Consider the following 24,655-nt stretch of genomic DNA (forward strand, 5'->3'; position numbering starts at 1 on the left):
CGTAAGCAAGAATAATTATATTTGGCCTACCCAAGAAAATGCTAATGCCCCAGTTTAGAACCTTTGTTGCTGTCTTGGTGTGGCTTACCGTTTCGGCAACTTTCGCACAAGGCGAACAACCCACGCGGAAGAGCATCACCAAACTGACAGATAAAGCCGACAAATATTTGGTGGACCTTAAATTCAAGGAATCGCTTTATTATTCCCGCGAAGCCCTGAAGCAGGCCATCCAGATTAAAGACGATTACCTCATTGCAACGGCCTACAACACCATCGCCGGCAATTACAACGAGCTTTCCGAGAACGACAAAGCCATCGACATCTACAAAAAGGCGCTTCGGTACGCCAATCGCAGCGGCAATGATTCCATCATCGGCTGGGTGAACAACAATCTGGGCAACGTTTATTTCTTCGACAAAAAAAATTATCCCGAAGGCATCAGGCATTATGACAATGCCATTTTGTATGCCCAAAAAACGGCAGACACCGCAAAACTCGTCCTGACGCATTTGAATCTGGCGCTGGCCTATTCGGAAACCGGCGAATTCAACAAAGGATTGCCGCACCTTCAATTCATGAATGCGCACCACCAGAAATTCGGCGACACCAATACCGCCGCTTTCCGGCTGTTGCTCAACGCCGTTTATAATGGCCACGCCCGGCAATACGCCAAGGCCGAAGATTATTTCCGGCAGGCGATCATCCAGGCGAAAAAAGACGACAACAGTCTGGATTTGTCTTACACCTATCAGGAATATGCGAAATTCCTAAAAAGCCGCGGGCAATTTAAGGAAGCGTATGAGTATTTCGCGTTGTATGATCGTATCAAGGACAGTTTGTACGATACCGAAAAACTCCACAAGGCCGATGCGGAGAGTGTGAACCTTGAAATCGACGAGTACAAACGCGCCATGGCGAAGATCGAAGCCGAACGAGAAATCCAGGAATATCGTTTCAAGAAGTCGCAAATCATCCAGGCGTTGTTCATCATCGCATCCTTGGTCATGCTGATTTTGCTCTACACCCTGTATCGCAACTACAATTTCAAGAAAAAGATCAACCAGGAACTCACTGCTACCAACGCCGCGCTCGAAGTGGCCAAGGAGAAAGCGGAAGAAGCATCGCGGCTCAAATCGCAATTCGTCTCGACCATAAGTCACGAATTGCGCACGCCATTGTACGGTGTCATCGGGATTACCAACATGATTTTGGATGAACACAAGGAACTGGCCGGCAGCACGCACCTGAACTCCCTGAAATTTTCAGCGAAATACCTGCTGTCTTTGGTAAACGACATCCTGCAGATCAACAAAATAGAGGAAAACCGGCTGGTGCTCGAGCGGTTGACGTTCAACATTTCGGATGAAATCAACACCATCATGAATTCGCTGCAATTCATTACGGCCAAGCACAACAATGTGGTCATGGCCGAAATCGATACCGACATCCCGGAATTTGTCATCGGCGACAAAATCAGGTTCTCGCAAATCATGATGAACCTTGTGAGCAACGCCCTGAAATTCACCACCGACGGCGAAGTCATCGTTTCGGCGCATCTGGACAGGGTAGAAGGCAAGACGCATTTCATCGCGTTTAGCGTCAAGGACAACGGCATCGGGATCGCGCAACAAGACCAAGACAAAATTTTCGAAAAGTTCGTCCAGATTGAGCGTAAGAAAGATGATTATCAGGGCACTGGCCTGGGGCTTTCCATCGTGAAGCGGCTGATCGAGGCTTTTGGCAGCGAAATCAACATCAGAAGTAAGGAAGGCGAAGGTTCTGAGTTTTCTTTTACAATCGGGTTCGAGGTCGATGCGGCCAAGTCCATGGAAATCATCAACAACATCGAAGTCGATTTGACCTCGGGACAAATCTTCAACATCCTGGTCGTGGAGGACAACAAGATCAACCAGGTCGTCACCAAGAAGATCATAGAAAGCAACAACTATCGCTGCCACGTCGCCGACGATGGTTTCGCCGCACTGGAAATGCTCGCCCAAAATGAGTTCGACCTGATCCTGATGGACATCAATATGCCCGGTATCAACGGGTTCGAGACCACGCGACGCATCCGCGCACTCGGCATCGATACACCGGTGGTGGCCTTAACCGCTTTTGAAAAGGCAGAGATTGCCGAAGAAGCGCTATCGGCCGGTATCAACGATATCATCATCAAGCCGTTTGAACCTGTAAAACTGTTTAGAATCATCGCGAATCTTATCGGGACGAAAGGCAAGTAGCCCTGCGTCATGGCCGAACGGTGGGCAACATTGGGCTGAAACCTGCGTCTGAAGAATTTAAAATAAATTCAATAAAAATAAAATTATCTTGAAAAATTTTAAATTATTTTTCTATTTCGTAGAAAAATCAATATTAAAGACTATCTTTGCGGCTTAATATTTTATTTTTATGAACGAAGGAACAATTAAATTTTTCAACGAAGCGAAAGGCTTTGGATTCATCACTCCTGCGGGCGGTGGACAAGATGTGTTCGTACACGCCAGTGGCCTGAACGGCCCGGTACGTGAAAACGACCAAGTAACCTATTCCGTTGAAAACGGACAAAAAGGTCCGAGTGCAATCAATGTAAACGTTATCTAAAGATATATTTACCTGTACTGAAAAAGCCAACCGCTAGGTTGGCTTTTTTTAGGTTTAATCCTAAAGTTATAGGCCAATCGACGCGATTAATACCAGCGTTTCTTATTTTTCTTTGACGCGTCAGACTTGCGTGATTTGTTCTTGTTGTGGCCATGCCCGCCGCCTTTATTGGTGTTGGCCTTGGGTTGCTGCGCCGCTTGGAGTTCTTCCGTTTTTCCCGTCCATGGGTACGGATGGTCCAGGATTTCCTTGGCGTCCACGCGGGTCAGTTTCTTGATGTCTTTCCAATATACTTCTTCATCTTTCGCGCAGAATGAAATCGCGACGCCGCCTTCGCCCGCGCGTCCGGTACGGCCAATCCGGTGTACATAGGTTTCCGGGATGTTCGGCAGGTCGAAGTTGATTACGTAAGGTAGTTTGTCGATGTCGATGCCGCGCGCTGCAATATCCGTGGCCACGAGCACGCCGACTTCTTTCTTCTTGAACGCTTCCAGCACGCGTTGTCTGGCGCCCTGCGATTTGTCGCCGTGAATGGCTTCGGCAGCCACGCCTTGTTTGCGCAACGCCCGGACCACATTGTCTGCGCCGTGTTTGGTCCGTGAGAATACCAGTACGTCGTGCAGGTTTTCATTGCGGATCAAGTGGTACAACAATTTGCGTTTGTCTGCTTTTTCAACAAAATAGATCCGCTGCTTGACGGTTTCCGCGGTCGAGGAAACGGGTGTAACCTGCACATGGGCCGGATCGTTGAGGAACATCTCGGCGAGTTCGCGGATGGCCATCGGCATCGTCGCCGAAAAGAGCAAGGTCTGGCGGTTGGTAGGCGTAAGCTTCACGATTTTTTTTACGTCGTGGATGAAACCCATGTCCAGCATTTGGTCTGATTCGTCCAATACCAAAACGTGCAAATGGTCCAGGTCGATGAAGCCTTGCTTGTGCAGGTCCAGCAAACGGCCGGGCGTGGCAATCAGGACGTCAACACCTTTTTTGAGTTGGTCCACCTGCGGGATTTGCGACACGCCGCCGAAAATGGTCAGTTGCCTCAGATTGGTGTATTTGCCGTAGGTATCGAAACTTTCCCCAATCTGGATGGCCAGTTCGCGGGTTGGCGTAATGACCAAGGCATGGATTTGTTTGTGGCGTTTGGACGATCCGACATTGCGGTGCAAGTGGTGGATGATCGGTATGGCGAATGCGGCTGTTTTTCCGGTTCCGGTTTGCGCAGTGCCCACCAGGTCGCGGCCTTCCATGATGACTGGGATGGCTTGCTGCTGAATTGGTGTAGGGTTGGTATAACCTTGTTCGGCCACAGCCGTCAAGATGCTTTTGGATAATGATAAGTCTTCGAATTGCATAAAATAAAAGTAAGCCTTCCATTAATGAAGGCCGGCAAAGGTAATTGATTAATTCGGGATTACGCCGATTCTTCCGGCTCGATTTCCGGCGGCATGTTGGCCTTCAGGAAGTCGGTCACGAGATAACCGATGAGTTTTCCGATGAGATGCGCGGTTTTTTCTTCGGCCAGATCCGGTGCGCCTTCGCAGATGTGAAGGTAAGTTGCGTGTTCGCTTTTGCCGAAGAAATACAGGAAACGACGCAGTTCTTCCACGGAAAACCCGCTGATGGTCATGGCACTGCTGGCCACGCCGGGAATGGCATCGAGGTCGATTTCAATCCCGAACGGTTTGTTGGATACATAGTCGAACGCTTGTTGTATTTCGGCAGCCATGTCTTTCTCGCCGCGTATCTTGATTTCTTCGTAAGTATTGAACCGGACGCGGTCATCTTCGCGTTTCTTCAGCGTTTTCAAGACTTTCTTGGACGTGTAATTCTCGTGTAGCCCGAAGATGAAATAATGGTCGAGGAAACCTTCTTCGAACGCATACGAAAACCCATTGCCGCTGTGGCGTCCTTCCAAAATCCTGAAGTCTGAATGCGCGTCGAAATTCACCGCGTTCAACGGTTGCCCTTTCGCGAGCGCCGCACCCTTGATGTTGCCATAGGCGTTGTTGTGGCCGCCGCCGATCACAATGGGGATTTTGCCTGCTTTTACGATGGTAGAGATGATGTGGCAAACATCTTTGTCAATCCGTGCCACGGATTCGTTGAGTTGCTGACGGTCTGAGGTGTTGTGGAAATCCAGTGTTTTTACGGCTTCCATTTCCTCAGAAACATCCAGCGTGCCGAGCACCAAAATATTGTAGCCCTTGCAATATTTGTTTTGCTGGATGTTGGCGATGGCTTTGATGGCACTTCGCCAAGAAGATGCGGCGCCCGGACGCCCAAAATTGGCGCGTACCCCGATGTCTTCGGGAATGCCGAACAACACATAGCGCGCGGGGCATGAAGCGAGGAAATGGGCCGGATCGGCGTCTTTCGGAACGGTGAGCATGGTTTCACCGAACTTGCTTTCGCCGCTGCGGTGGTTGGTTACCTTGGCCAAGTCGGTCACGGTGAACGGAACCAGTTTTTCCATCATTAAGTTTTTCCAAAAATAATATAATTCGCTTAACCGCGTTATGTTAAATTATTTATTACATTTACTTATCACTTTACTTACTTAAAAAATATGGAAAATCAACAAAGCAGCAACACGAACCTTAAAGTCATCATCGGGATTTTGGCCTTCCTATTGGTCGCCAGCCTCGCGTACATGTACAAGATGAGTAGCGATGCCAAGGAAACCCAAACTACGTTAGTCGATGAGAAATCGAAGGTGATGAGCGAACTCGAAGCGCTCAAAGTCAGTTACGACAAGGCCATCGCCGAAAACACTTCAATGTCGGACGAACTCATCGCAGAGCGTGACAAAGTCGTCAAATTGATGGAAGAACTCGAGAGATCGAAAGGCGACGTAAAAGCGTTACAGAAATACAAGCAGCAAGCAGTCGCTTTGCAGAGCAAGAATACGGAGTTGCTCGCGCAGGTGGACAACCTGAAAAAGGAGAACACCAAATTAACGACCGAACGGGACAGTACGGCAACGGTGCTGGTTGAATCCAAGAAATACAACGAAGTATTGATCGGGCAGAATGAAGAACTTTCCAAAACGGTTGAAAAAGGTTCTAAGTTGTCTGTCCTCAACCTCCAAACCAGAGGCTACAAGGAAAGAAGCTCAGGCAAACAAATCGAAACAGACAAAGCCAGCCGCGCCGATTTGTTGAAAGTCAATTTTACCATTGCTGAGAATGCCATCGCCAAGCAAGGAGACCGTACCTATTATGTGCAAATCATCGACAGTAAAAACAACGTGTTGGGCGACAAGCAAACCATTGCATTCGGCGATCAGTCCTTGACGTACAGCTTCCAAAAAGTTGTGCCTTACGAAAACAAGAGTGTCAACGTGAGCGAAGACCTCAAAGGCGGCAAATTTGAAAAAGGAACGTACTTCGTGAACATCTTCGACGACAAGGGCGAAGGCGTATCGAAATCAAGTTTCATCTTAAGATAACTCCGATCTCGTAATGAGGAAAAGAGTCCCGGATAATCCACCGGGACTTTTTTTATGCGATGATTTTTCCGTCGATGATTACCGATTCGATCAGATTGCTGCCGAATGCGTAGGGCAACTGGTAAAATGAAGCAATGGGTTTGGTGATGATTAGATTGGCTTTCTTTCCGGTCGTAATGCTCCCGTGCGACCCGGACAATCCCATGGCATATGCGCCGTTGATGGTGGCAGCGTTGATGGCTTCCTCGGGTGTCATCTTCATTTTGATGCAAGCCGTGGCGACTACGAAATTCATGTTGCCCGACGGCGTAGAACCCGGATTGAAGTCGGTGGCCAACGCCAAAGGCAAACCGGCGTTCAACATTTGGCGCGCCGGCGTATACGGAATACTCAGGAAGTAAGAACACGATGGCAAGGCTACCGGCATCGTTTCTGAATTTTTCAACGCGTTGATGTCTTCCGGGTTCAAGACTTCCAGATGGTCTACCGAAAGCGCGTCTTGTTTTACGCACGCTGCAATCCCGCCGATGGCGTTGAATTGGTTGACATGGATTTTTGCCCGCAAGCCATATTTCTTTCCGGCCTCGATGATGCGCCCGGTTTCTTCCACCGAGAAATAGCCGGTTTCACAAAATGCGTCGATGTAATCGGCCAGGTTTTCTCGGGCAATGACCGGAAGCATGTCGTTGATGATCAAATCGATATAGCCAGTGTGGTTGTCCTTGAATGCCGTCGGAAAAGCATGTGCGCCGAGGAACGTGGCCTTGATTGCAACCGGATAGGTCTCGCGCAACCGTTTGATCACACGCAACATCTTGATTTCGCCTTCAACGGTCAAACCATATCCGGACTTGATTTCAACCGCACCGGTGCCGAGTTTCATCACTTCTTCCAGACGACCGCGCGATTGTTCGTAGATTTCGTCTTCTGAGGTTTCGTTGAGTTTGCGCGCTGAATTCAGGATGCCGCCGCCACGGTTAGCGATTTCCTCATAGGTCAGGCCATTGATTCGGTCTACGAATTCTGCGGCGCGGTTTCCGGCATAGACGATGTGCGTATGGCTGTCACACCAAGCCGGAAGCACCGTTCGTCCTGTCGCGTCGATCACTTCGGCGGGCACGTCAGGGCAGGTGTCCATCGCCCCGAAATCCTTAATCAAATCGCCTTCCACCAAAAGCCAGGCATTTTTCAACGACGGCAACACCGCCATCTCGGCACCGCACACTTTGGCCACTTCCGGCCCGCGGATTTGCAGCAATTCCTGAATATTTGTGATGAGTAACGCCATACCTGAAATTTTCGTAAAAGTAAAAAAGGGAATTTCAAAAACGCCTATCTTTAGACACAAATTATCTCCGATGAGACGCATCAAATACAAGGAAGTCCGGCGCGTTGTCCCGAATTTGTTCGAATATACAGGCCATTACACCGCCGATCCGGTCAAAATGCAACTCTTCGTCTACAATAGCGAAGGCTACGAAGAATACAAAGATGTTTCCTTGCCCAAATGCAGCCATGAATTGTTCGATCCGGCGCAGCGGGAAGATGTGAAATGGCTCAATATCCATGGGTTGCACGAGGTAGAACTTGTAAAAGAAGTGTGTCAACTGGTAGGCGTGGAGCCGCACATCATCGGCGATGTGCTCAATACACACCGGCGTTCGCGGCTGGAAGAACTCGACGACATCTTGTTTTTCAGCATCAAATCCGTGTTGCAGCGCGAAGACAGCGACGCGCTGGAAGTCGAGCAGATCAGTTTCCTGCTCAAAGACGATTTGCTGGTGTCGTTCCAGGAAAAACGAAGCGATTTCTTTACCCACATCCGGGAGCGCATCCGAACCGGCGGCGGCATTGTCCGGAAGAAAGGCAGCGATTATCTGTTGTATTTGATGCTCGATGCGGTGATGCAGAATTTCTTTGTCACGATCGAGACTTACGAGGACAAAATCGAGGCGTTGCTCGTATCGGCCAAGACCGACCATTTAAAAGATACGCCCGAACGCATCGAGAAGAACCGCGAAATGCTGAATTTCCTCAAACGTTCCATCTTACCGTTGCGCGACGCACTTTACACCTTGAAAAGCATCAAGAACGACGATGATTTCAACGGGATCCAAAAAGAGAATTATACTTTCTTCGCCCGGTTACACCAAAAAAGCCTGGAATTGCTCGAGCAGATCGAGTCAGACATGAATTCACTCGACAGCGCGGCGAACATTTTTTTCTCGACGCAGAACCAGCGAATGAACCAAATCATGAAAACGCTTACGATTTTCTCGGGGATTTTCATGCCGCTGACCTTCATCGTTGGCGTGTATGGGATGAATTTCGATCACATGCCCGAACTGCGCGAGCCGAACGGATACTACATTACGCTCGGTGTCATGGCTTTATTGGCGCTGGCACTGGCCGTTTATTTTAAGGTGAAACGCTGGTTTTAGCCATTTTTGCGGATGACGATCAGTTCGTTGTGTTCTTCTAGTCTTGGAAGCAGGCAGATGTTGAACTTCTCGCGGTCAAAACCGTCCACATAAGTCTGATTGCGCGTGTCGTGCTTGCCGTTGAGCGTCATCGTATTGAACAAGATGTAACCGCCGGTTTGTAGCAGGAACCCGATCCGGTCGGCGAAGAATCGTTCGAAGAGGAAATCCGGCATGGTAGCGTCGCGGAACACATCGACGATGATTAAATCATACCGTTGCTTGGTTTTCAGTACGAATTCAAAGGCGTCGTCCACGACAATCTGCAGGTTCCGGATTTTGTCCAGCCCAAACCATTCGTTCGCAATAGCTACGATCTCAGGATCGATTTCCACGCCGATGATGTTTCCTTTGCAGCCAATTTCGTCCACTAAAGTCTTGATGACGCTACCGCCGGCCACACCGAGCACGAGGATGTTTTCCATTTTCGCCACGGTATCGAACCCGATGTGTTTCAATCCGATGCGCAACACCCGCTGCAGGCTGCCATAGGAGTAATTCGTGTTCTGGGAATCGAGCACGAGTTCGCCGTTGGCCCAAGTGACTTCCAATGACTTGCTGACCGCAGATTTCTTGCGATAAACGTTGATGGGCATCAAATAGCTAAGGAATTTCTTGAGCACCGGCATTCCCCAAAAATAAACGAATAATGTTACATTTACCGACAAATTCCGGCGAATGAAAAAAATCATATACAAGTTCATTTTCTGTACGCTGATGGGTTGGCGGATTACCGGCCACATGGACGCAAGCATCAAAAAGAGCGTGCTGATGGTTTTGCCGCATACGAGCTGGCATGATTTCTACCTTGGGCTTTTTGCACGCGGCATCATCGGGTTGGAAATGCACTATGTAGCCAAGAAGGAATTGTTCCGATTCCCGTTCAAATGGTACTTCGAATGGATGGGCGGCGCACCGCTGGACCGCACAGGCAATCTCAATAAAGTAGATGCGATTGCCGAGGTATTTGCAAAACGCGACACTTTCCGGATGGCCATCGCCCCTGAAGGAACGCGGAAAAAGGTAACTGAATTGAAGACAGGGTTTTACTACATCGCACTAAAAGCAAAAGTACCGATCATTCCCATCGCTTTCGATTGGGGTAAAAAAGAAATAAAGCTCGGCGACGCTTTTTATCCGACCGGAAATATTACTGAAGATTTACGCGTTCTGGCCGGGCATTTCGTTGGCGTCAAGGGCAAAATCCCCGAAAATGGATTCGATACATCTGTACTGCTTTGAACAAACAAAACCAATTTCAAAGTTCTTACGTAAATGCACAAAACTTTCAATAGATCGTTTTGTGTTTGTTTTATTGGTTTGGGAAACCTTCGTCATCGGCGGAGGTTTTCTTATTTAACGCGGTTTGTAGCTTGAAAACGTGCCGTCAGGGTAGAAGACCACAATTTTCTCTTCTTGCGACGCCTGCGGTTTTGCGACCGGAATTTCACTGCGGAACATTTGGCCTTGTCCGGTCAGGAGCCAATACAAATCGGTATCCGGGAAAGCTTCCAGGATTTTCAGGATGAAGTCCAGGCTGGGTTTGTTTCGGCCAGACATCAAGTGCGACACGCCCGAACGCTGGACGCCAATCTTGTCGGCGAAACCGGCTGCAGACAGCGTGTGATGCGCCATGAGTTTGCGCAAACGTTCCATGAATTCCTCGGTGTTCAAAATAATGGTATTATCAATACAAATGTAACGAATGTTTGTACATTTTTGTTTCGTACACAATCGCTAAATCAACTATAATATTTCAATTTATAGTTTATTTGATTTGTTTAAAGTATTGATATTAAGTTATATATGCTGTAATTTTTTATATATGTATATTTTTGATTTTTCAACGCTCGATTTTGGTCAATTTCTGTTTACAAATGTAAATTTAAAGATGGTTATTTTTGTCGAAACAAAACACCGCCGATGGATTTCGAGTCAGCCTTTAACCGTTTCCGTGAGCCAAGCATTGGCGGCCGGTACTTACATTTAGGACATGTCCAGCCGCTGATCGAACGTTTCCGGGCATTCGGTCAAGTCACTGTCATCGGTCAATCCGTCAATGGTGCGCCGCTCCAAGTTTGTATCGCGGGCGAAGGGAACACCAAAATCCTGATGTGGTCGCAAATGCACGGCAATGAAAGCACGACCACGAAAGCGTTGTTCGACTTGTTCAACTGGCTTCAAAGTGGCGACGCTGTTGCCCAAAGCTGGCTCGCGTCCTTTACGCTTTATATGGTTCCGATGCTCAACCCGGACGGCGCGAAAGCCTATACCCGGGAAAACGCGAACGGGATTGACCTGAACCGCGATTTTCTCAACCTATCGCAACCCGAAAGCCGCGCGTTGCTGGATTATTTCCACACCCTAAATCCCGACTTTTGCTTCAATCTGCACGACCAGCGTACGATTTACGGCGCGGGCGAATCGGGAAAACCTGCCACGGTGTCTTTTCTCTCGCCGTCGTTCAATGAGGCGCGTGACGTAAGCCCGGCCAGGATTCGGGCGATGAACGTCATCGCGGCGATGAACGATACTTTGCAAAGCATGATTCCTGGGCAGATTGGCCGTTTCGACGATTCGTTCAATCGGAACTGCGTGGGCGATACGTTCCAATGGCACAACGTCCCTACAATATTATTCGAAGCGGGTCATTTCCCTGAAGATTACCAGCGGGAAACCACGAGGAAGTTCATTTTCACGGCGTTGGCTTCGGGATTGACGGCAATCTGCGAAAACGTTATAGTTAATAACAGAATCGACGATTATTTGAATATTCCTCAAAATAAAATCAATTTTCTCGATTTTGTGTATAAAAATATCAGTATAAATTGTGATGGTATCAAAAAAATAACGAATTTTGGGGCTCAGTTCAGCGAGGTGTTGCGCAACGGTGACATCGCTTTTGAAGCCGTCATCGCCGAAACGGAAATCCCCGATCAAGTGTTTGGCCACGTGGTTTTTGACGGATTGGGTGAACGTTACCGGGATGGTGTTTCAGATCAGCCCATTGCAGGACGAAAAGCAGATTTTTTTATCGGAAATAGGAAATTTACCAACGGCACGGAGGTAGATTCCGTTTCCGGAAAACCATAAACAAACAAGAACATGAGTAAGTTTCGCCTAGACGAGGTCGATCACCAGATTTTGGATATGCTGATTGACAATACCAGGATTCCCTTTACGGACATCGCAAAAAAATTACTGATTTCAGCAGGCACCGTGCACGTGCGTGTCAAAAAAATGGAAGACGCGGGCATTATCACGGGCTCATCCCTGACGCTCGATTACGAGAAACTGGGTTATTCCTTCATTGCCTACGTAGGCGTATTTTTGAACAACACCTCGCAAACCAAATTCGTTTTGGAGCGCATCAATGAAATCCCGTTTGTTACGGTGGCACACGTCACCACTGGGAAATTCAACATTTTCTGCAAGATCAGGGCGAAAGACACCAAGCACGCCAAAGATGTTATCTTCATGATAGACGACATCGAAGGCGTTTACCGCACCGAGACGATGATTTCCTTGGAAGAAAGCATCAACGACAAGAAAAGGCTGATGCACACGATTTTCAAGAATCTGTAATCACGACAACAAACCCGGAGGCGACTTCGGGTTTTTTTATTACCTTAACGAAAATATCAAAAATGTACACCTTGTCTAAAGCCGAGCGGTTTGCGCGTGAAGTCCAGTCAAAATTTCATGTGTACAATAGCGTATTCCTGACCTTGCCCTTTCATGAGATCGACAACACCGGAACGCTGCTGCCGCTTTTCGCCGATGCCTGCCAAAAAGGGTTCGCGGCTGGCCAATCGCCGGTGGGAATCTTCGAGCAATTCGCTGATAAATACTTGGAAGACAAGGATGAAGCCTCAAAAATAAGCCTGATGTTCCGGTTTGTGCAATACATCGAGCGGCAAGTAGTGTTGTTCGATGCCATTGAAGACGCCGCGTTCCCGATCGTGAACAACCTGGAAGGCAAGGGTTCGTTGCGCGAAGTGAAAGACAATATCGATTCCGGCGGCACCAAGGAAAAACTGCAGGATTTTCTCGAGCGCTTCAACGTCCGTGCGGTACTGACGGCGCACCCGACACAATTCTATCCCGGTTCGGTACTCGGCATCATTACCGATTTAACCGAAGCCGTCCGCCGCGACAATCTCAATGACATCAAACAACTGCTTTCCCAGCTCGGCAAAACGCCGTTCATCAAAAAGGAAAAGCCGACACCGTTCGACGAAGCCGTCAGTCTGGGTTGGTACTTGGAAAACGTCTTTTACGATACGGCTGGCGATATCGCCGACCACATCCGCAACAACATTGTAGGCCACGAAACCGGTCATCCGGTCATCAGCATGGGTTTCTGGCCCGGTGGCGACCGCGACGGCAATCCGTTCGTAAAGGCCGACACGACGTTGGCCGTTGCCGAGCGGTTGCGCAACATCGTCCTGAAGAAGTATTATGCTGATTTGCGCAAACTTCGGCGGAAACTCACCTTCACGAAAGTTGATGAAATCGTGGCCGATCTTGAAAATCGTCTGTATCGGTCGGCCTACTATGCCGATGGAGGCGTTTTCATCGGCGTAGACGAATTGCTGTTACGCTTGCAGGAAATACGTCAACTGCTGATCAACGAGCACCAATCACTCTATCTCGAAAATGTCGATGCATTGATTGGTAAAATCCATTTGTTCGGGTTTCATTTCGCGACATTGGACGTGCGACAGAATAGTAAAGTACATTTAGAAGTAATATCTGAAATAGTATTAAAAAACAGCGGTTTAGATTATTCATCAATAGCTGACAAACTGGAATTTCTTTCGCGCCGTTTTGATCCGATCGATACCGATGGCTTCAGTGGGAATGTACAGGAAACCGTCGCGTCCATCCGCGCCATGAAAACCATTCAGGGGCAAAACGGCCCACGCGGCAGCCATCGGTACGTCATCAGTAACGCGGAAAGCGCCGCACACGTACTGGAAGTCTTGGCTTTGTGCGAAATGTCCGGCTGGCCTGATCCGGAAATAGATGTCGTCCCGCTGTTGGAAATCATCGAGGATTTGCGGAATGCTGCCCAAATCATGCGCGATTTGTACACCAACAGGAAATATGCGCACCATCTGAGTTCGCGGGGCAACAAACAAACGGTCATGCTGGGTTTCTCAGATGGCACCAAAGATGGCGGCTATCTCATGGCCAATTGGAGCATTTACAAGGCGAAGGAAGACATCACGGCCGTGTCCCGCGAATTCGGGATCGACGTCGTATTTTTCGACGGACGCGGCGGCCCGCCGGCACGCGGCGGCGGTAAGACACACCAATTCTATGCGTCGCTTGGGCCGGATATCGCGAATCAAGAGATACAATTGACCGTGCAAGGACAAACCATCAGTTCGAATTTCGGGACGCCCGATTCTTGCCGTCACAATTTGGAAAACCTCATTTCGGCGGGCATCCACAACCATTTGTGGACGAAGGAAAAAGAGTTATTGTCGGCCGACGATAAAAAGTTGATGGACGAGCTGGCACAAATCGGGCACGATGCCTACCTGGATTTCCGGGGAGATCCGCAATTCGTGCCATATCTCGAGCAACGGAGCGCGCTGAAATACTATGCGGCCACCAACATCGGCAGCCGTCCCGCCAAGCGAAACGCCGGCGAGAAACTCAACCTCGCGGATTTGCGCGCCATACCGTTCGTGGGTTCGTGGAGTCAACTCAAGCAGAATGTTCCGGGATTCTTCGGTGTCGGGGCGGCGTTGTTGCATTTCGAGCAAACCGGCCGATGGGCGCAGCTTCAGGAATTGTACAGCCGTTCGCTGTTCTTCCGGACATTGCTGGAAAACAGCATGATGTCTTTGGCCAAGTCGTTCCTGCCGTTGACGGCGTACATGAAAGACGATCCGCAGTTCGGGCGTTTCTGGCAACGGATTGCCGATGAATTCAATGATGCCAAGCGTTTGCTACTGAAAATCGCCAACCACAAAGAATTGATGGAAAATTACCCGGACGGAAAAGCGTCGATTGCGATGCGCGAACAAATCGTTTTGCCGCTCCTCACGATACAGCAATACGCGCTGATGAAAATCGATGCGCTCTCGGGGCAAGGCTTGCACGAATCGCCCGCATTCGCCACGTATGAAAAACTGGTCGTGCGGTCGTTGTTCGGGAATATCAATGCGAGCAGGAACTCCGCGTAGCAATTAATATTTAAAAATGAATCATTAATAATTTTGAGGACAAGTGAACTGCAGACAGGCGAATATGCGCCGTACTTCCAGCCATACATCGATGCATTCGGAAATGGGGATTTGATGGAAGAATTGGAGATTTCCCTGCACGAATTCATCCGGTTCGTGCAAGAAGTGCCGCTGGGCAAACACGATTTCAGGTATGCGGACGGTAAGTGGACGCTGAAGGACATTATCCAGCATTTGATAGATGCCGAGCGCATTTTTGCTTATCGGGCGCTTCGCATCGGACGCGGGGACCAGACGGCTTTGCCGGGGTTCGAGGAAGACGATTATGTACTGGCGGCGCACGCCAACGAGCGGCATCTTAAGCATTTGCTGGAGGAATTCGCCGCTGTACGGCATGCCACATTGTTGTTGTACAAAGGTTTTTCAGAAGCAGAATTAAGACGCGTCGGGACGGCATCCGGCAGGAATATTTCTGTGCGGGCGCTTGGTTTTATTACCGTTGGGCATCTGCGGCACCACACCCGGGTTTTCGCGGAGCGCTATCTGTCGATTTGATCTCAAATCAATATTCACATCATAAAAAAAGGAGCTGAAAGGCTCCTTTTTTGTTATTCTTCATCTTCGTCGTCTTCGTCGTCGGAAGTATCGTCGTCCTGGAAATCATCGTCGTCGTCTTCCTCGTCATCGTCCGATCCGCCCGGATCTTTCGTGACATCGACTTCCTCCTCGTCGGCATCAGGATCAACGGCATCTTCATCATCGTCGATGTCCTTGATTGGATCGATCGGTTCTACGATTGCGTCGAGATCTTCGTCTTCATCCTCAAATTTTTCCAGCCTGCTGGCGAGTTTCGTGCCCACTTTCACCAGATAGATAGTGTCTTCGGTACGTACTTCAACGGCTTCGATCAATTCATTCTGGGCATTCCTGAAACGGATGATGTTGGAGTCATCATAGCCGTCGGGGAACTTTTCCACCAAAAGGTTGAGGATTTCATTCGTGAGTTTGGAATAATCAACAATGATTCTTTTCATAAAGGTCTATTATAAGTCGAGTAGGTAAGCAAAAATAAGCGGGGCCACGATTGTGGCGTCGGATTCGATGACAAATTTCGGGGTGTGGATGTCGAGCTTGCCCCACGTAATTTTTTCGTTCGGAACCGCGCCCGAATACGAACCGTAACTGGTGGTCGAGTCTGAAATCTGACAGAAATAGCTCCAGAACGGGATGTCGTGCATTTCCATGTCCTGATACAGCATTGGCACGACACAGATCGGGAAATCGCCGGCAATACCACCGCCAATCTGGAAAAATCCGATGCCTTTGTGTGAATTCTTGATGTAATAATCTGCGAGATACGTCATGTACTCAATGCCGGACTTCATGGTGGAAGCCTTCAATTCGCCTTTGATCACGTATGATGCGAAAATGTTGCCCATCGTGGAATCTTCCCAACCCGGCACGACGATCGGCAGGTTTTTCTCAGCTGCCGCATACATCCAGGAATCCTTCAGGTCGATTTCGTAATATTCTTCCAAAACGCCTGAAAGCAGCATTTTATACATGAATTCGTGCGGGAAATAACGCTCGCCTTTGTCGTCGGCGTCTTTCCAGATTTTGTAGATGTGTTTCTGCAAACGACGAAAAGCTTCGTGCTCCGGAATGCACGTATCAGTGACACGGTTCAGGCCGCGCTCCAATAAAGCCCATTCGTCCTGCGGGGTCAAATCACGGTAATGCGGCACGCGCTCGTAATGGGAATGCGCCACCAGGTTCATGATGTCTTCTTCAAGGTTGGCACCCGTACAGGAAATAATCTGGACTTTATCCTTGCGGATCATCTCGGCGAAAATCTTCCCGATTTCAGCGGTACTCATCGCACCGGCCAGCGTCACCATCATTTGTGCGCCATTGTTCAATTGTTCCTCGTACGCTTTTGCGGCGTCAACGACGGTAGCCGAATTGAAGTGGAGGTAGTGTTTCTGGATAAACTGGCTGATTGGTCCTTTCATTATGTCTTAGATTTTGAGGTATTTTAGTTTAGTCGGGGATGCCGTATGGCCGCAAAATAATAAATTTTTCAAATGTTCGGCTTACCTAATTCCCACATTATTTATTGTATCCGAGGATTTTTAAGATGTCCTCGGACGTTTGCGCTTCCGAGAAGACTTCCGTGCCCAGGATGCCGTTTTCATCGCGGTCGATCAAAATGTGCTTGGGCTGCGGGATCAGGCAGTGATGCAAGCCGCCGAAGCCGCCAATGGTTTCCTGGTAGGCACCCGTATTGAAAAACCCAATGTATAAAGGTTTTTCCTTGTTGTACTTGGGCAGGTAAATCGCGTTGATGTTCTGCTCAGAATTGTAATAATCGTCCGAATCGCAGGTCAGTCCGCCCAAAAGCACGCGCTCGTAATTGTCGTTCCATCGGTTCACGGCCAGCATCACGAAACGTTTGTTGATGGCCCAACTGTCGGGCAAGGTCGTGATGAAAGAGGAATCGATCATGTTCCATTGCTCGCGGTCGTTCTGCTGTTTCTGATACAAAACCTGATAAATCGCGCCGCCGGATTCGCCAACGGTAAACGACCCAAATTCGGTGAAAATGTTCGGCACTTCCACTTCTTCCTCGTCGCAGGCGATCTTGATCTGGTTGATGATTTCGTCGATCATGTACTGGTAATCGTATTCGAAAGCCAGTGAATTCTTGATCGGGAAACCGCCGCCGATGTTCAGCCCGTCGAGCGTAGGACATTCGCGTTTGAGGGCAATGTACACCTTGATACACTTCACCAATTCATTCCAATAATAGGCTGTATCGTTGATGCCGGTGTTGATGAAAAAGTGCAGCATCTTGAGTTCCAGATTCGGGTTTTCCTGGATCTGTTTGCGGTAAAATGCCACGATATTCTTATAGCCGATGCCGAGCCTCGAGGTATAAAATTCGAATTTCGGTTCTTCCTCTGCAGCGATCCGGATGCCGATCTTGAACTTGCCCTTGATTTCGGCCTGAAGCAAATCCAGCTCTTCATAATTGTCGATGATCGGGATGCAATTCTTGTGGCCGTTGTTGATCAATCGGGCAATGTTGGTCACATAGAGATCGCGCTTGAAGCCATTGCAGATGACGTAGGTGCTCTTGTTGATCTTGCCGTTCTCGAGCAATTTCTCGACGATATTGATGTCAAAAGCCGACGACGTCTCGATGTGGATGTTGTTCTTGAAGGCTTCGTTCATCACATATTCAAAGTGCGAACTTTTCGTACAGTAACAATAATAGTACTTGCCTTCGTACTTGTTTTTTTCCATCGACGCCCGGAACCAATTCTTGGCGCGCTTGATGTTGTTGGAAATCTGTGGCAGGTACGTGAATTTCAGTGGCGTGCCGTATTGCTCCACGAGTTTCATCAAGTCGATGTTGTGGAACAGCAGTGTGTCTTTATTCAGCGTAAATTCTTCCTGCGGAAAATAGTAGGTCTGGTTGATCAGGTCGATATACTTGGTGTTCATTTCGCGTACATATTAAATTAAAAGGAGATAAACCGGCGTCAAGTGCGGTTCAAACCCTGATGTTCGCGTAAATGATTTCCAGTTCGTGCTGGGTTTCAAGCAATTCTGAAGTCCGGAAAAAACAACGTTCGCCCAAAACCGGCACCGATGGCTGGTGACACAAGGAACGGCTTGCGTTTTCAATGCCTGTGGCGAAATATGTAGCGTTGTTTCTCGATTTTTTCACATGGCAAATGTAAAAAAATAGACAAACGAACCACAATATTTTTTCATTAAAAAAATGCTAGTTTTTGTAGTCGTCAAAGGCTGCTATAATCAACTCGTTATCAACGGTTTGGTTGACGATTACCCGGCCAATTCCATCCAGTAGCGCGAAGAGGACGCTGCCGTACTCGTTTTTCTTGTCATGGATGAGCAGTTCGAGGATTTCGGCGACATCGTTTTCGGAAAATTCCAGGTCGTCGAAAACATGTTTGATGGTCGATTTTATACCTGCATATTCACTGGCCGATAGCAATCCTTTTTTCAGCGAGAGGAAACTTTCCAAGATCATTCCCGCAGCCACGGCTTCTCCATGGAGGATTGGGCGTCCGGTTTCCAGGAACAGGCTTTCAATGGCGTGGCCGAGCGTGTGGCCGAAATTCAGCGCTTTGCGGATGCCGTTCTCGGTCATGTCTTGGGTGACGATGTGGTTCTTGATTTCCACCGATCGGTAAACAAGCTGGTCGAAATCGGCAAAATCGACCTGGCTCAGATCGAGAAATTTTTCCCAATACGATTTGTCTGCAATCAGGCCGTGTTTGAGCATCTCGGCCAGCCCGGAGCGCATTTCGTGTTGCGGCAACGTTTCCAGGAATCGGGAATCGATCAAGACCATTTCCGGATTATTGATCGTCCCGACCTGGTTTTTGAGGTTGCCCAAATCCACGCCGTTCTTTCCGCCGACCGAGGCGTCGACCATACCCAAAAGTGTTGTGGGCACGTTGATGAAGTCGATGCCGCGCTTGAAGGTCGAGGCCACGAATCCGCCCAGATCGGTGATGACGCCGCCGCCCAGATTGATGACCAGGCTTTTACGATCGGCGCCGAGTTCGGTCAGAATACTCCAGATTTCCAAACAACTTTCGATGGATTTGAAACCTTCTCCGCTTTCGATCTCGATGATTTCAATCCGCGATTCCGTGGCCAAAAGCGTCAGGAAACTGGACAGGCAATATTCATTGGTATTGGTGTCCACGATGACGAAAATCGAAGAATAGTGCCGCTCTTCGAGAAGTTCGTTCAGCGCGTCATAACCGTTTTCATTGAAGTAGACCGCGTAACCGCTGGATGGAATGGAGTTCATAAGTTTGTGTTTCGGCCGCAAAATACGGCAATTTTCGCCAATGCAAGCCGTCTTTGGCTGTAAATTAATATGGTTAATATTTCACCGAACCGTGCCGCCAAACATGGTTTTTTTTCTAATTTTGGGCTGCAAACAAACAAGCTTCCCGCAACACCCGATAATGGAGAAAATCTTCGACAATACGCAAGTGGCGTTCTCGTCCATGAGCAACAAGGAACTGGAAAGGGCATTTTTCCTTTTTAATATGATCAAGAATCCGGCGCTGGTTAAAATCGGTACGTCATTGACCAATGTCGCGCTGAAACTGCATCTGCCGGTGGAAGGTTTGATCCGAAAAACGGTTTTCGATCATTTCTGTGGCGGCGTGACGGCCGAGGATTGCTTGCCAGTCGTGGGAAAGATGTATAGCAAAGGCGTTTCTTCGATCTTGGACTATTCGGTGGAAGGGAAAGAGGAAGAATCGAGTTTCGATGATGCGTTGAAAGTGACGTTGAAAACGTTGGATATGGCAGCTTCTAACAAAGCCATTCCGTTTGTTGTCTTTAAACCCACGGGCTTTGGCCGATTTGCATTGTACGAAAAAAAGGGCGAAGGCAAGGAATTGACGCCAGATGAAGCGTTGGAATGGGGCAGGATCGTAGGTCGTTTTGACCAAGTCTGCAAATTGGCGCATCAATACGATGTGGAAGTCTTGATTGATGCTGAAGAAAGCTGGATGCAAGACGCCGCCGATGATTTGGTGGCCGAGATGATGCGCAAATACAACAAGGAGAAAGCGATTGTCTTCAATACACTTCAGATGTACCGCCACGACCGGATGGATTATCTGCAACGGCTGCACGCCAACGCGATTGCGGAAGGTTTCCATATCGGCATGAAGATCGTGCGCGGCGCTTATATGGAGAAGGAGCACAAACGTGCCGAGGAAAACGGTTACCCAACGCCGATTTGTTCCTCCAAGGAAGCAACCGATGTCAATTATGACCGCGCCGTGGACTATATGATGAAACACATCGACACGATGGCGATTTTTGCGGGCACGCACAATGAGGAAAGCAGTTACAAATTAATGGCCTTGATGTCGGAAAAAGGGCTTGCCCACAACGACCGCCGCCTCTGGTTCGGGCAGTTGTTCGGGATGAGTGACAACATTAGCTTTAATCTCGGGGCAAATGGCTATAACGTGGCGAAATACTTGCCGTTCGGACCGGTGCGTGAAGTGATGCCATATTTGATCCGCCGTGCTGAGGAAAACACATCGGTAGCGGGCCAAACCGGTCGGGAACTTACTTTATTGACGGCAGAACGCAATCGCAGGAAGGCTGCGAAATAACTAAAATCTCTTTTTGGAGAATCCGGGAAGCATCTGGTAGTTAGCGGCAATCAAGGCTTCTTTCTTGGCCTGTGACCATTTCTTAATTTGGTCTTTTCTCGTGACCGCTTTCTGCGGGTCGGTGAATACGCAGCAATACACGAGTTCAATCGGGCGGCGCTTGAAGGTGTAGCATTTTCTGAAGGTTCCGATTTGGTGTTGGCGTAGGCGGGTTTCGAGGGAAATCGTGATTCCGGTATAATAGGTTTGGTCGGCGCATTTTAGGAGGTAGACGTAGGTGAGTGGCATTGGACCGAGTGTTTTGTGGCATGCAATGACGCAAAATGTATCGAGGTCCGGTTACGGTTTTTCCGCACTTCTCGATACGATTCCTCCGCAAGCTCCGGAATCACTCGAAGCGACTAAAAATCACTAAACTGCAAACTACTCAAATTCCTGTACAACCCATTTTCAATCTCCACCAACTCCTGATGCGTTCCCTGCTCCACGATTTCCCCTTTGTCCAACACCAAGATTTGGTCTGCATTCCGGATCGTTGACAACCGGTGTGCGATGATGATGCTCGTGCGGCCTTCCATCAAAACCTCCAACGCCTGTTGCACCAATTTTTCACTTTCGCTGTCCAGTGACGATGTGGCTTCGTCCAGAATCAAAATACTCGGGTTCTTCAACAGCGCCCGAGCAATGGCGATGCGTTGGCGTTGCCCGCCCGAGAGTTTGATGCCGCGTTCACCGACGACCGTCTCAAATTGCTCCGGAAAACCATCAATAAACTGCAAGGCATTCGCCTGCTTTGCGGCCTGCCTGATTTCCGCTTCCGTGGCATCCGGTTTTCCATAGGCGATATTCTCCCGGATCGTACCGCCGAATAAGATCACATCCTGAGGCACGATGCTCATGTTTCCGCGCAATTGTTCCAGATCGTAATCATAGATGTTTTTACCGTCAATCAAAATCTTGCCGTCATTGATGTCGTAGAAACGAAGCAGGAGCGAGGCGATGGTCGACTTCCCGACGCCACTTGGCCCGACGATAGCCACTTTCTGACCGCTGCCCGCATAGAAGTTTACGTTCTTCAGCACTTGGACTTCTGCCCGCGACGGATAACTGAACGCCACATTCTTGAACGTCACATCACCGCTGATCTTAGAAATCTGACCCGATGATTTCGTGCTGATCGCTTCCGGCGTTTCTTCCATCAGTTCAAAGACACGTTCGGTCGCGCCAATCGCTTTCTGGATTTGGGCGTACAATTCTGCAATCCCGCCAAATGACGCGCCCACGAAAATCGAATACAGCACGAAGGAAATCAGGCTGCCCACGGTAATGTTTCCGGCAATGGCCAAGGTCACGCCATACCACACCACCGCAACGATTGATCCGAACAAACACAAAATGATGAACGATGCAAAATAGCCACGGTATTGCCCGCCTTTGATGGCAATCTTCACGATCTCCCTGATTTTTCCGGAGTACCGACCGATTTCGTACCATTCGTTGGCGAATGCTTTCACATTCGTGATGCCCTGCAGCGTTTCCTCGGCGATAACCTGGCTTTCGGCAATCATGTCCTGCGTTTTTCTCGAATACTTACGGATGAACCTACCGAAGATGACAGCCGCAACGGCCACGACCGGCACAATCGACAACATCACCAAGGTCAGCTTCGCGGAAATAACCGCAAGGAAGATGATGCCGCCCACAATGAGCACGAATTGCCGAAGGAATTCCGCTATTGTTGTGGTTAGCGTATCTCCAATTTGGGAAATGTCGGCACTTAAACGTGAATTGAGTTCGCCCACGCGTTTCTGCGAAAAGAATGTCATCGGCAACCGGATCAGGTTTTCATACAGCGCCAGCCGGATGTTGGCCAGCGTATTCTCCGTGAAATTCACGAACAATGACAACCTGAAAAAGGAAAAAACAGCTTGCAACAACAGGATTCCCGCCAGATACAACGCCAGGGTATTGGCTTCATCCAGATTCTTTTCCTTGGCGCAATCCACTAAAGTCCCGATGAGTTTCGGGAATGCCAACGCTGTAGCGCTAGTGAGCAGCAAGAACAGCAAACCTACGTAGAATTTCCACTGGTGTCCGCGGCTGTATTGAAACAGGTGTAAAGCGCGGTGTAGGGAATGGGCAGTAATTTTGGCTTTGGGAAGGTCGTTGTCCGGGCGTCTGGCCATGATAGAGATTTTGCCGGTAAAAATACTGCAAATTAGCATCCGACATGTCAAGTTTTTGTTAATGGAATTTAGTCGGATTGCACCGGAAATCCGTAAATTGCGGGTATGCTACAAACCAAGCCATTTACTGTAGACCAATATATAATGGCCCAACCGCCGGAAGCGAAGACCTACCTGGACGCGATGCGGGCCATTGTGCGGAAGTCGGCGCCCCAAGCCGAAGAAGTCATCAGCTACGGCATGCCCGCATTCAAATACTATGGCATGTTGGTATATTACGCGGTATGGAAGTCGCACGTCGGTTTTTACCCGTCAGGTTCCGGAATTTCCCAGTTTGCAGACGAACTTGCCGGTTTCAAGACATCCAAAGGCGCCATCCAATTCCCATTGGGCCAACCGCTGCCGGAAGCGTTAATTGAGCGCATCGTCCGATGGCGTGTCGAGGAAAACAAGCAAAAGGCGGCATTGAAGCAGCAGGCTAAAACCAAGACCAAATGAACGAAACGCACTACCGCAAACTGGAACGGATGTATCTGTCCGCGCCGGTGAACACCGAAATCTACAAAGGGATAACGCTTTGTGTGTCAGACGAAAAAGCCGAAATTACTTTACCGATAGACCATCGGTATTTCCACGCGGCCCAGGCGGCGCATGGTTCAGTATATTTCAAACTGCTGGACGATGCGGCTTTCTTCGCCGTGAATTCAGTCGTTACACACGTTTTCGTCTACACGGTATCGTTCAACACCCAGTTGTTGCGGCCCATCAAGCACGGGATTGTAAAAGCCGTGGGTGAAGTCAAATTCAAATCTTCGGAATTGTTTGTTGCCGATGCCATATTGTACGATGAAAAAGGCCGCATCGTGGGGCGTGGCTCCGGAAATTTCATGAAGAGCAAAATCGCTTTGTCCGCGGAAATCGGTTATGTATAGCCTGTTAGGTTTGCGCCGTGATACCGGAAACAAAATTTAGGAAACATTCCGCCGCCAACCCTTGCAAATTACAAATGACATCGTATATTTGCATCCGCTCGGTCGATTAGCTCAGCTGGTTCAGAGCACCACGTCGACAACGTGGGGGTCACTGGTTCGAACCCAGTATCGACCACAAAAAAACGCTGCTCTCGGGCAGCGTTTTTATTTTATGGTTTGGTCACTTTTTGAAGAATGGACTTGTCGTCGAGGTTTATGACTTCCAGTTCAATGGCAATCCCTTTTGCTGTTTTTCCTTCCACCACATATTTTTTTCCGCGGCCCACAGGTTTATTGCTTCGGTCAAAATCCACGTCTCCGGTCTTGAGCGTGTTGACGATGTCCATACTGTCGATTGTCCTGGATTTCAATTGTTGTTTTACTTCGGGCGAAAATTCCATCGGTTTTGAACGGAAATTTGCCAGTACACGCGCATTAGGGAAGTAGTTGCAACGCGTGTCCTTGCCGCTCCAGATGGCCGCCACTATGAACAAGCCTATCGTCAATCCGATCATGTAATAACCTAAGCGCGCCGTGAATTTCATGGGGTAAAACTTTTGCGCAAAGATAGGATTAAATTG

25 protein-coding genes and 1 tRNA gene are annotated in these 24,655 nt (G+C 48.8%); 13 read left to right on the forward strand and 13 right to left on the reverse strand.

Annotated elements, in window-relative coordinates:
* Nucleotides 1-44 precede the first annotated feature (44 nt).
* Both ACM9J1_RS01945 and ACM9J1_RS01950 read left to right on the forward strand, forming a co-directional pair.
* Nucleotides 45-2,240, forward strand: coding sequence for a tetratricopeptide repeat-containing hybrid sensor histidine kinase/response regulator (locus ACM9J1_RS01945; RefSeq protein ID WP_415580193.1), 2,196 nt, complete (start codon nt 45-47; stop codon nt 2,238-2,240).
* A 169-nt stretch (nt 2,241-2,409) separates the two neighbouring features.
* A complete protein-coding gene (locus tag ACM9J1_RS01950) occupies nt 2,410-2,601 on the forward strand; it encodes a cold-shock protein (RefSeq protein WP_415580194.1) in 192 nt (63 codons plus the stop codon).
* Nucleotides 2,602-2,687: 86 nt separating this feature from the next.
* Here ACM9J1_RS01950 and ACM9J1_RS01955 read toward each other — a convergent pair whose 3' ends face one another.
* Together ACM9J1_RS01955 and ACM9J1_RS01960 are read right to left on the reverse strand one after the other, a co-directional pair.
* Nucleotides 2,688-3,956: a DEAD/DEAH box helicase gene (locus tag ACM9J1_RS01955; RefSeq protein ID WP_415580195.1), complete on the reverse strand. Its 1,269-nt coding sequence runs from the start codon at nt 3,954-3,956 to the stop codon at nt 2,688-2,690.
* Nucleotides 3,957-4,015: 59 nt separating this feature from the next.
* Entirely contained in the window at nt 4,016-5,077 is a 1,062-nt protein-coding gene (locus ACM9J1_RS01960; protein WP_415580447.1) for a formimidoylglutamase, read from the reverse strand.
* 93 nt (nt 5,078-5,170) lie between these two features.
* Here ACM9J1_RS01960 and ACM9J1_RS01965 point away from each other — a divergent pair, with 93 nt between their 5' ends.
* The gene (locus ACM9J1_RS01965; RefSeq protein ID WP_415580196.1) at nt 5,171-6,052 is read left to right on the forward strand and encodes a hypothetical protein; all 882 of its coding nucleotides are present in this window, start codon (nt 5,171-5,173) and stop codon (nt 6,050-6,052) included.
* Nucleotides 6,053-6,104: 52 nt separating this feature from the next.
* Here the strand turns inward: ACM9J1_RS01965 and hutI are convergent, their stop codons facing one another.
* Nucleotides 6,105-7,340 (reverse strand): imidazolonepropionase, encoded by a 1,236-nt coding sequence (hutI, locus tag ACM9J1_RS01970; protein ID WP_415580197.1) that lies wholly within the window; start codon nt 7,338-7,340, stop codon nt 6,105-6,107.
* Nucleotides 7,341-7,410: 70 nt separating this feature from the next.
* Between hutI and corA the strand changes: the two genes are divergently transcribed.
* Nucleotides 7,411-8,493, forward strand: a complete 1,083-nt coding sequence (gene corA / locus ACM9J1_RS01975) for a magnesium/cobalt transporter CorA (RefSeq protein WP_415580199.1) — start codon at nt 7,411-7,413, stop codon at nt 8,491-8,493.
* Here the strand turns inward: corA and ACM9J1_RS01980 are convergent.
* Nucleotides 8,490-9,224 carry a spermidine synthase gene (locus tag ACM9J1_RS01980; protein WP_415580200.1) on the reverse strand — a complete coding sequence of 245 codons (735 nt, stop codon included), beginning with the start codon at nt 9,222-9,224 and terminating at the stop codon, nt 8,490-8,492. The genes corA and ACM9J1_RS01980 overlap by 4 nt on opposite strands.
* Here ACM9J1_RS01980 and ACM9J1_RS01985 point away from each other — a divergent pair.
* Nucleotides 9,211-9,774 carry a 1-acyl-sn-glycerol-3-phosphate acyltransferase gene (locus ACM9J1_RS01985; RefSeq protein WP_415580201.1) on the forward strand — a complete coding sequence of 188 codons (564 nt, stop codon included), beginning with the start codon at nt 9,211-9,213 and terminating at the stop codon, nt 9,772-9,774. The genes ACM9J1_RS01980 and ACM9J1_RS01985 overlap by 14 nt on opposite strands.
* 114 nt (nt 9,775-9,888) lie before the next feature.
* Here the strand turns inward: ACM9J1_RS01985 and ACM9J1_RS01990 are convergent, their stop codons facing one another.
* Nucleotides 9,889-10,206: a helix-turn-helix domain-containing protein gene (locus ACM9J1_RS01990; RefSeq protein ID WP_415580203.1), complete on the reverse strand. Its 318-nt coding sequence runs from the start codon at nt 10,204-10,206 to the stop codon at nt 9,889-9,891.
* Between the two features lie 249 nt (nt 10,207-10,455).
* Here ACM9J1_RS01990 and ACM9J1_RS01995 point away from each other — a divergent pair, with 249 nt between their 5' ends.
* The 4 genes from ACM9J1_RS01995 (at nt 10,456) to ACM9J1_RS02010 (ending at nt 15,287) form a co-directional block, all read left to right on the forward strand.
* Nucleotides 10,456-11,625 carry a M14 family metallopeptidase gene (locus ACM9J1_RS01995; RefSeq protein WP_415580205.1) on the forward strand — a complete coding sequence of 390 codons (1,170 nt, stop codon included), beginning with the start codon at nt 10,456-10,458 and terminating at the stop codon, nt 11,623-11,625.
* A gap of 12 nt (nt 11,626-11,637) precedes the next feature.
* On the forward strand, nt 11,638-12,117 hold the full coding sequence (locus ACM9J1_RS02000) for an Lrp/AsnC family transcriptional regulator (protein ID WP_415580206.1): 480 nt from the start codon (nt 11,638-11,640) through the stop codon (nt 12,115-12,117).
* A 62-nt stretch (nt 12,118-12,179) separates the two neighbouring features.
* On the forward strand, nt 12,180-14,732 hold the full coding sequence (locus ACM9J1_RS02005; protein WP_415580208.1) for a phosphoenolpyruvate carboxylase: 2,553 nt from the start codon (nt 12,180-12,182) through the stop codon (nt 14,730-14,732).
* 33 nt (nt 14,733-14,765) lie between these two features.
* Nucleotides 14,766-15,287, forward strand: coding sequence for a DinB family protein (locus ACM9J1_RS02010; RefSeq protein ID WP_415580210.1), 522 nt, complete (start codon nt 14,766-14,768; stop codon nt 15,285-15,287).
* Nucleotides 15,288-15,340: 53 nt separating this feature from the next.
* Here the strand turns inward: ACM9J1_RS02010 and ACM9J1_RS02015 are convergent, their stop codons facing one another.
* From ACM9J1_RS02015 to aroB, 5 genes are all read right to left on the reverse strand, one after another.
* Nucleotides 15,341-15,766 carry a DNA primase gene (locus ACM9J1_RS02015; protein WP_415580211.1) on the reverse strand — a complete coding sequence of 142 codons (426 nt, stop codon included), beginning with the start codon at nt 15,764-15,766 and terminating at the stop codon, nt 15,341-15,343.
* A 9-nt stretch (nt 15,767-15,775) separates the two neighbouring features.
* A complete protein-coding gene (locus tag ACM9J1_RS02020) occupies nt 15,776-16,744 on the reverse strand; it encodes a deoxyhypusine synthase family protein (RefSeq protein ID WP_415580212.1) in 969 nt (322 codons plus the stop codon).
* Between the two features lie 97 nt (nt 16,745-16,841).
* Nucleotides 16,842-18,239, reverse strand: coding sequence for a type III PLP-dependent enzyme domain-containing protein (locus tag ACM9J1_RS02025; RefSeq protein WP_415580213.1), 1,398 nt, complete (start codon nt 18,237-18,239; stop codon nt 16,842-16,844).
* 49 nt (nt 18,240-18,288) lie between these two features.
* Complete coding sequence (locus ACM9J1_RS02030; protein ID WP_415580214.1) at nt 18,289-18,465, reverse strand: hypothetical protein; 177 nt, start codon at nt 18,463-18,465, stop codon at nt 18,289-18,291.
* A 57-nt stretch (nt 18,466-18,522) separates the two neighbouring features.
* Complete coding sequence (gene aroB, locus ACM9J1_RS02035; protein ID WP_415580215.1) at nt 18,523-19,584, reverse strand: 3-dehydroquinate synthase; 1,062 nt, start codon at nt 19,582-19,584, stop codon at nt 18,523-18,525.
* A gap of 160 nt (nt 19,585-19,744) precedes the next feature.
* On the opposite strand from aroB, the gene ACM9J1_RS02040 reads away from it, so the two are divergent.
* Entirely contained in the window at nt 19,745-20,917 is a 1,173-nt protein-coding gene (locus ACM9J1_RS02040) for a proline dehydrogenase family protein (protein ID WP_415580216.1), read from the forward strand.
* On the opposite strand, the gene ACM9J1_RS02045 is transcribed toward ACM9J1_RS02040, so the two are convergent.
* Both ACM9J1_RS02045 and ACM9J1_RS02050 read right to left on the reverse strand, forming a co-directional pair.
* Nucleotides 20,918-21,205, reverse strand: coding sequence for a GIY-YIG nuclease family protein (locus ACM9J1_RS02045; RefSeq protein WP_415580217.1), 288 nt, complete (start codon nt 21,203-21,205; stop codon nt 20,918-20,920).
* 113 nt (nt 21,206-21,318) lie between these two features.
* Nucleotides 21,319-23,103, reverse strand: coding sequence for an ABC transporter ATP-binding protein (locus ACM9J1_RS02050; protein WP_415580218.1), 1,785 nt, complete (start codon nt 23,101-23,103; stop codon nt 21,319-21,321).
* Nucleotides 23,104-23,208: 105 nt separating this feature from the next.
* On the opposite strand from ACM9J1_RS02050, the gene ACM9J1_RS02055 reads away from it, so the two are divergent.
* The 3 genes from ACM9J1_RS02055 to ACM9J1_RS02065 all read left to right on the forward strand — a co-directional run bounded on the left by ACM9J1_RS02055 (nt 23,209) and on the right by ACM9J1_RS02065 (nt 24,210).
* Nucleotides 23,209-23,601, forward strand: a complete 393-nt coding sequence (locus ACM9J1_RS02055) for an iron chaperone (protein ID WP_415580219.1) — start codon at nt 23,209-23,211, stop codon at nt 23,599-23,601.
* Nucleotides 23,598-24,035: a PaaI family thioesterase gene (locus tag ACM9J1_RS02060; protein ID WP_415580220.1), complete on the forward strand. Its 438-nt coding sequence runs from the start codon at nt 23,598-23,600 to the stop codon at nt 24,033-24,035. Before ACM9J1_RS02055 ends, ACM9J1_RS02060 begins: the two co-directional genes overlap by 4 nt.
* Before the next feature lie 100 nt (nt 24,036-24,135).
* Nucleotides 24,136-24,210, forward strand: a tRNA-Val gene (locus ACM9J1_RS02065).
* A 34-nt stretch (nt 24,211-24,244) separates the two neighbouring features.
* Here the strand turns inward: ACM9J1_RS02065 and ACM9J1_RS02070 are convergent.
* On the reverse strand, nt 24,245-24,619 hold the full coding sequence (locus ACM9J1_RS02070) for a DUF4258 domain-containing protein (RefSeq protein WP_415580221.1): 375 nt from the start codon (nt 24,617-24,619) through the stop codon (nt 24,245-24,247).
* Nucleotides 24,620-24,655 lie beyond the last annotated feature (36 nt).

The sequence above is a fragment of the Flavobacterium longum genome, from assembly GCF_965137575.1.
GTDB classification, from domain to species: domain Bacteria; phylum Bacteroidota; class Bacteroidia; order Flavobacteriales; family Flavobacteriaceae; genus Flavobacterium; species Flavobacterium longum.

Excerpts from the sequence above, each read along its gene's own strand:
- ACM9J1_RS01945 (WP_415580193.1), top strand. The coding sequence starts at position 45 with ATGCCCCAGTTTAGAACCTTTGTTGCTGTCTTGGTGTGGCTTACCGTT.
- ACM9J1_RS01950 (WP_415580194.1), top strand. The coding sequence starts at position 2,410 with ATGAACGAAGGAACAATTAAATTTTTCAACGAAGCGAAAGGCTTTGGA.
- ACM9J1_RS01955 (WP_415580195.1), bottom strand. The coding sequence starts at position 3,956 with ATGCAATTCGAAGACTTATCATTATCCAAAAGCATCTTGACGGCTGTG.
- ACM9J1_RS01960 (WP_415580447.1), bottom strand. The coding sequence starts at position 5,077 with ATGGAAAAACTGGTTCCGTTCACCGTGACCGACTTGGCCAAGGTAACC.
- ACM9J1_RS01965 (WP_415580196.1), top strand. The coding sequence starts at position 5,171 with ATGGAAAATCAACAAAGCAGCAACACGAACCTTAAAGTCATCATCGGG.
- hutI (WP_415580197.1), bottom strand. The coding sequence starts at position 7,340 with ATGGCGTTACTCATCACAAATATTCAGGAATTGCTGCAAATCCGCGGG.
- corA (WP_415580199.1), top strand. The coding sequence starts at position 7,411 with ATGAGACGCATCAAATACAAGGAAGTCCGGCGCGTTGTCCCGAATTTG.
- ACM9J1_RS01985 (WP_415580201.1), top strand. The coding sequence starts at position 9,211 with ATGAAAAAAATCATATACAAGTTCATTTTCTGTACGCTGATGGGTTGG.
- ACM9J1_RS01980 (WP_415580200.1), bottom strand. The coding sequence starts at position 9,224 with ATGATTTTTTTCATTCGCCGGAATTTGTCGGTAAATGTAACATTATTC.
- ACM9J1_RS01995 (WP_415580205.1), top strand. The coding sequence starts at position 10,456 with ATGGATTTCGAGTCAGCCTTTAACCGTTTCCGTGAGCCAAGCATTGGC.
- ACM9J1_RS02000 (WP_415580206.1), top strand. The coding sequence starts at position 11,638 with ATGAGTAAGTTTCGCCTAGACGAGGTCGATCACCAGATTTTGGATATG.
- ACM9J1_RS02005 (WP_415580208.1), top strand. The coding sequence starts at position 12,180 with ATGTACACCTTGTCTAAAGCCGAGCGGTTTGCGCGTGAAGTCCAGTCA.
- ACM9J1_RS02015 (WP_415580211.1), bottom strand. The coding sequence starts at position 15,766 with ATGAAAAGAATCATTGTTGATTATTCCAAACTCACGAATGAAATCCTC.
- ACM9J1_RS02020 (WP_415580212.1), bottom strand. The coding sequence starts at position 16,744 with ATGAAAGGACCAATCAGCCAGTTTATCCAGAAACACTACCTCCACTTC.
- ACM9J1_RS02025 (WP_415580213.1), bottom strand. The coding sequence starts at position 18,239 with ATGAACACCAAGTATATCGACCTGATCAACCAGACCTACTATTTTCCG.
- aroB (WP_415580215.1), bottom strand. The coding sequence starts at position 19,584 with ATGAACTCCATTCCATCCAGCGGTTACGCGGTCTACTTCAATGAAAAC.
- ACM9J1_RS02040 (WP_415580216.1), top strand. The coding sequence starts at position 19,745 with ATGGAGAAAATCTTCGACAATACGCAAGTGGCGTTCTCGTCCATGAGC.
- ACM9J1_RS02045 (WP_415580217.1), bottom strand. The coding sequence starts at position 21,205 with ATGCCACTCACCTACGTCTACCTCCTAAAATGCGCCGACCAAACCTAT.
- ACM9J1_RS02050 (WP_415580218.1), bottom strand. The coding sequence starts at position 23,103 with ATGGCCAGACGCCCGGACAACGACCTTCCCAAAGCCAAAATTACTGCC.
- ACM9J1_RS02055 (WP_415580219.1), top strand. The coding sequence starts at position 23,209 with ATGCTACAAACCAAGCCATTTACTGTAGACCAATATATAATGGCCCAA.
- ACM9J1_RS02060 (WP_415580220.1), top strand. The coding sequence starts at position 23,598 with ATGAACGAAACGCACTACCGCAAACTGGAACGGATGTATCTGTCCGCG.
- ACM9J1_RS02070 (WP_415580221.1), bottom strand. The coding sequence starts at position 24,619 with ATGAAATTCACGGCGCGCTTAGGTTATTACATGATCGGATTGACGATA.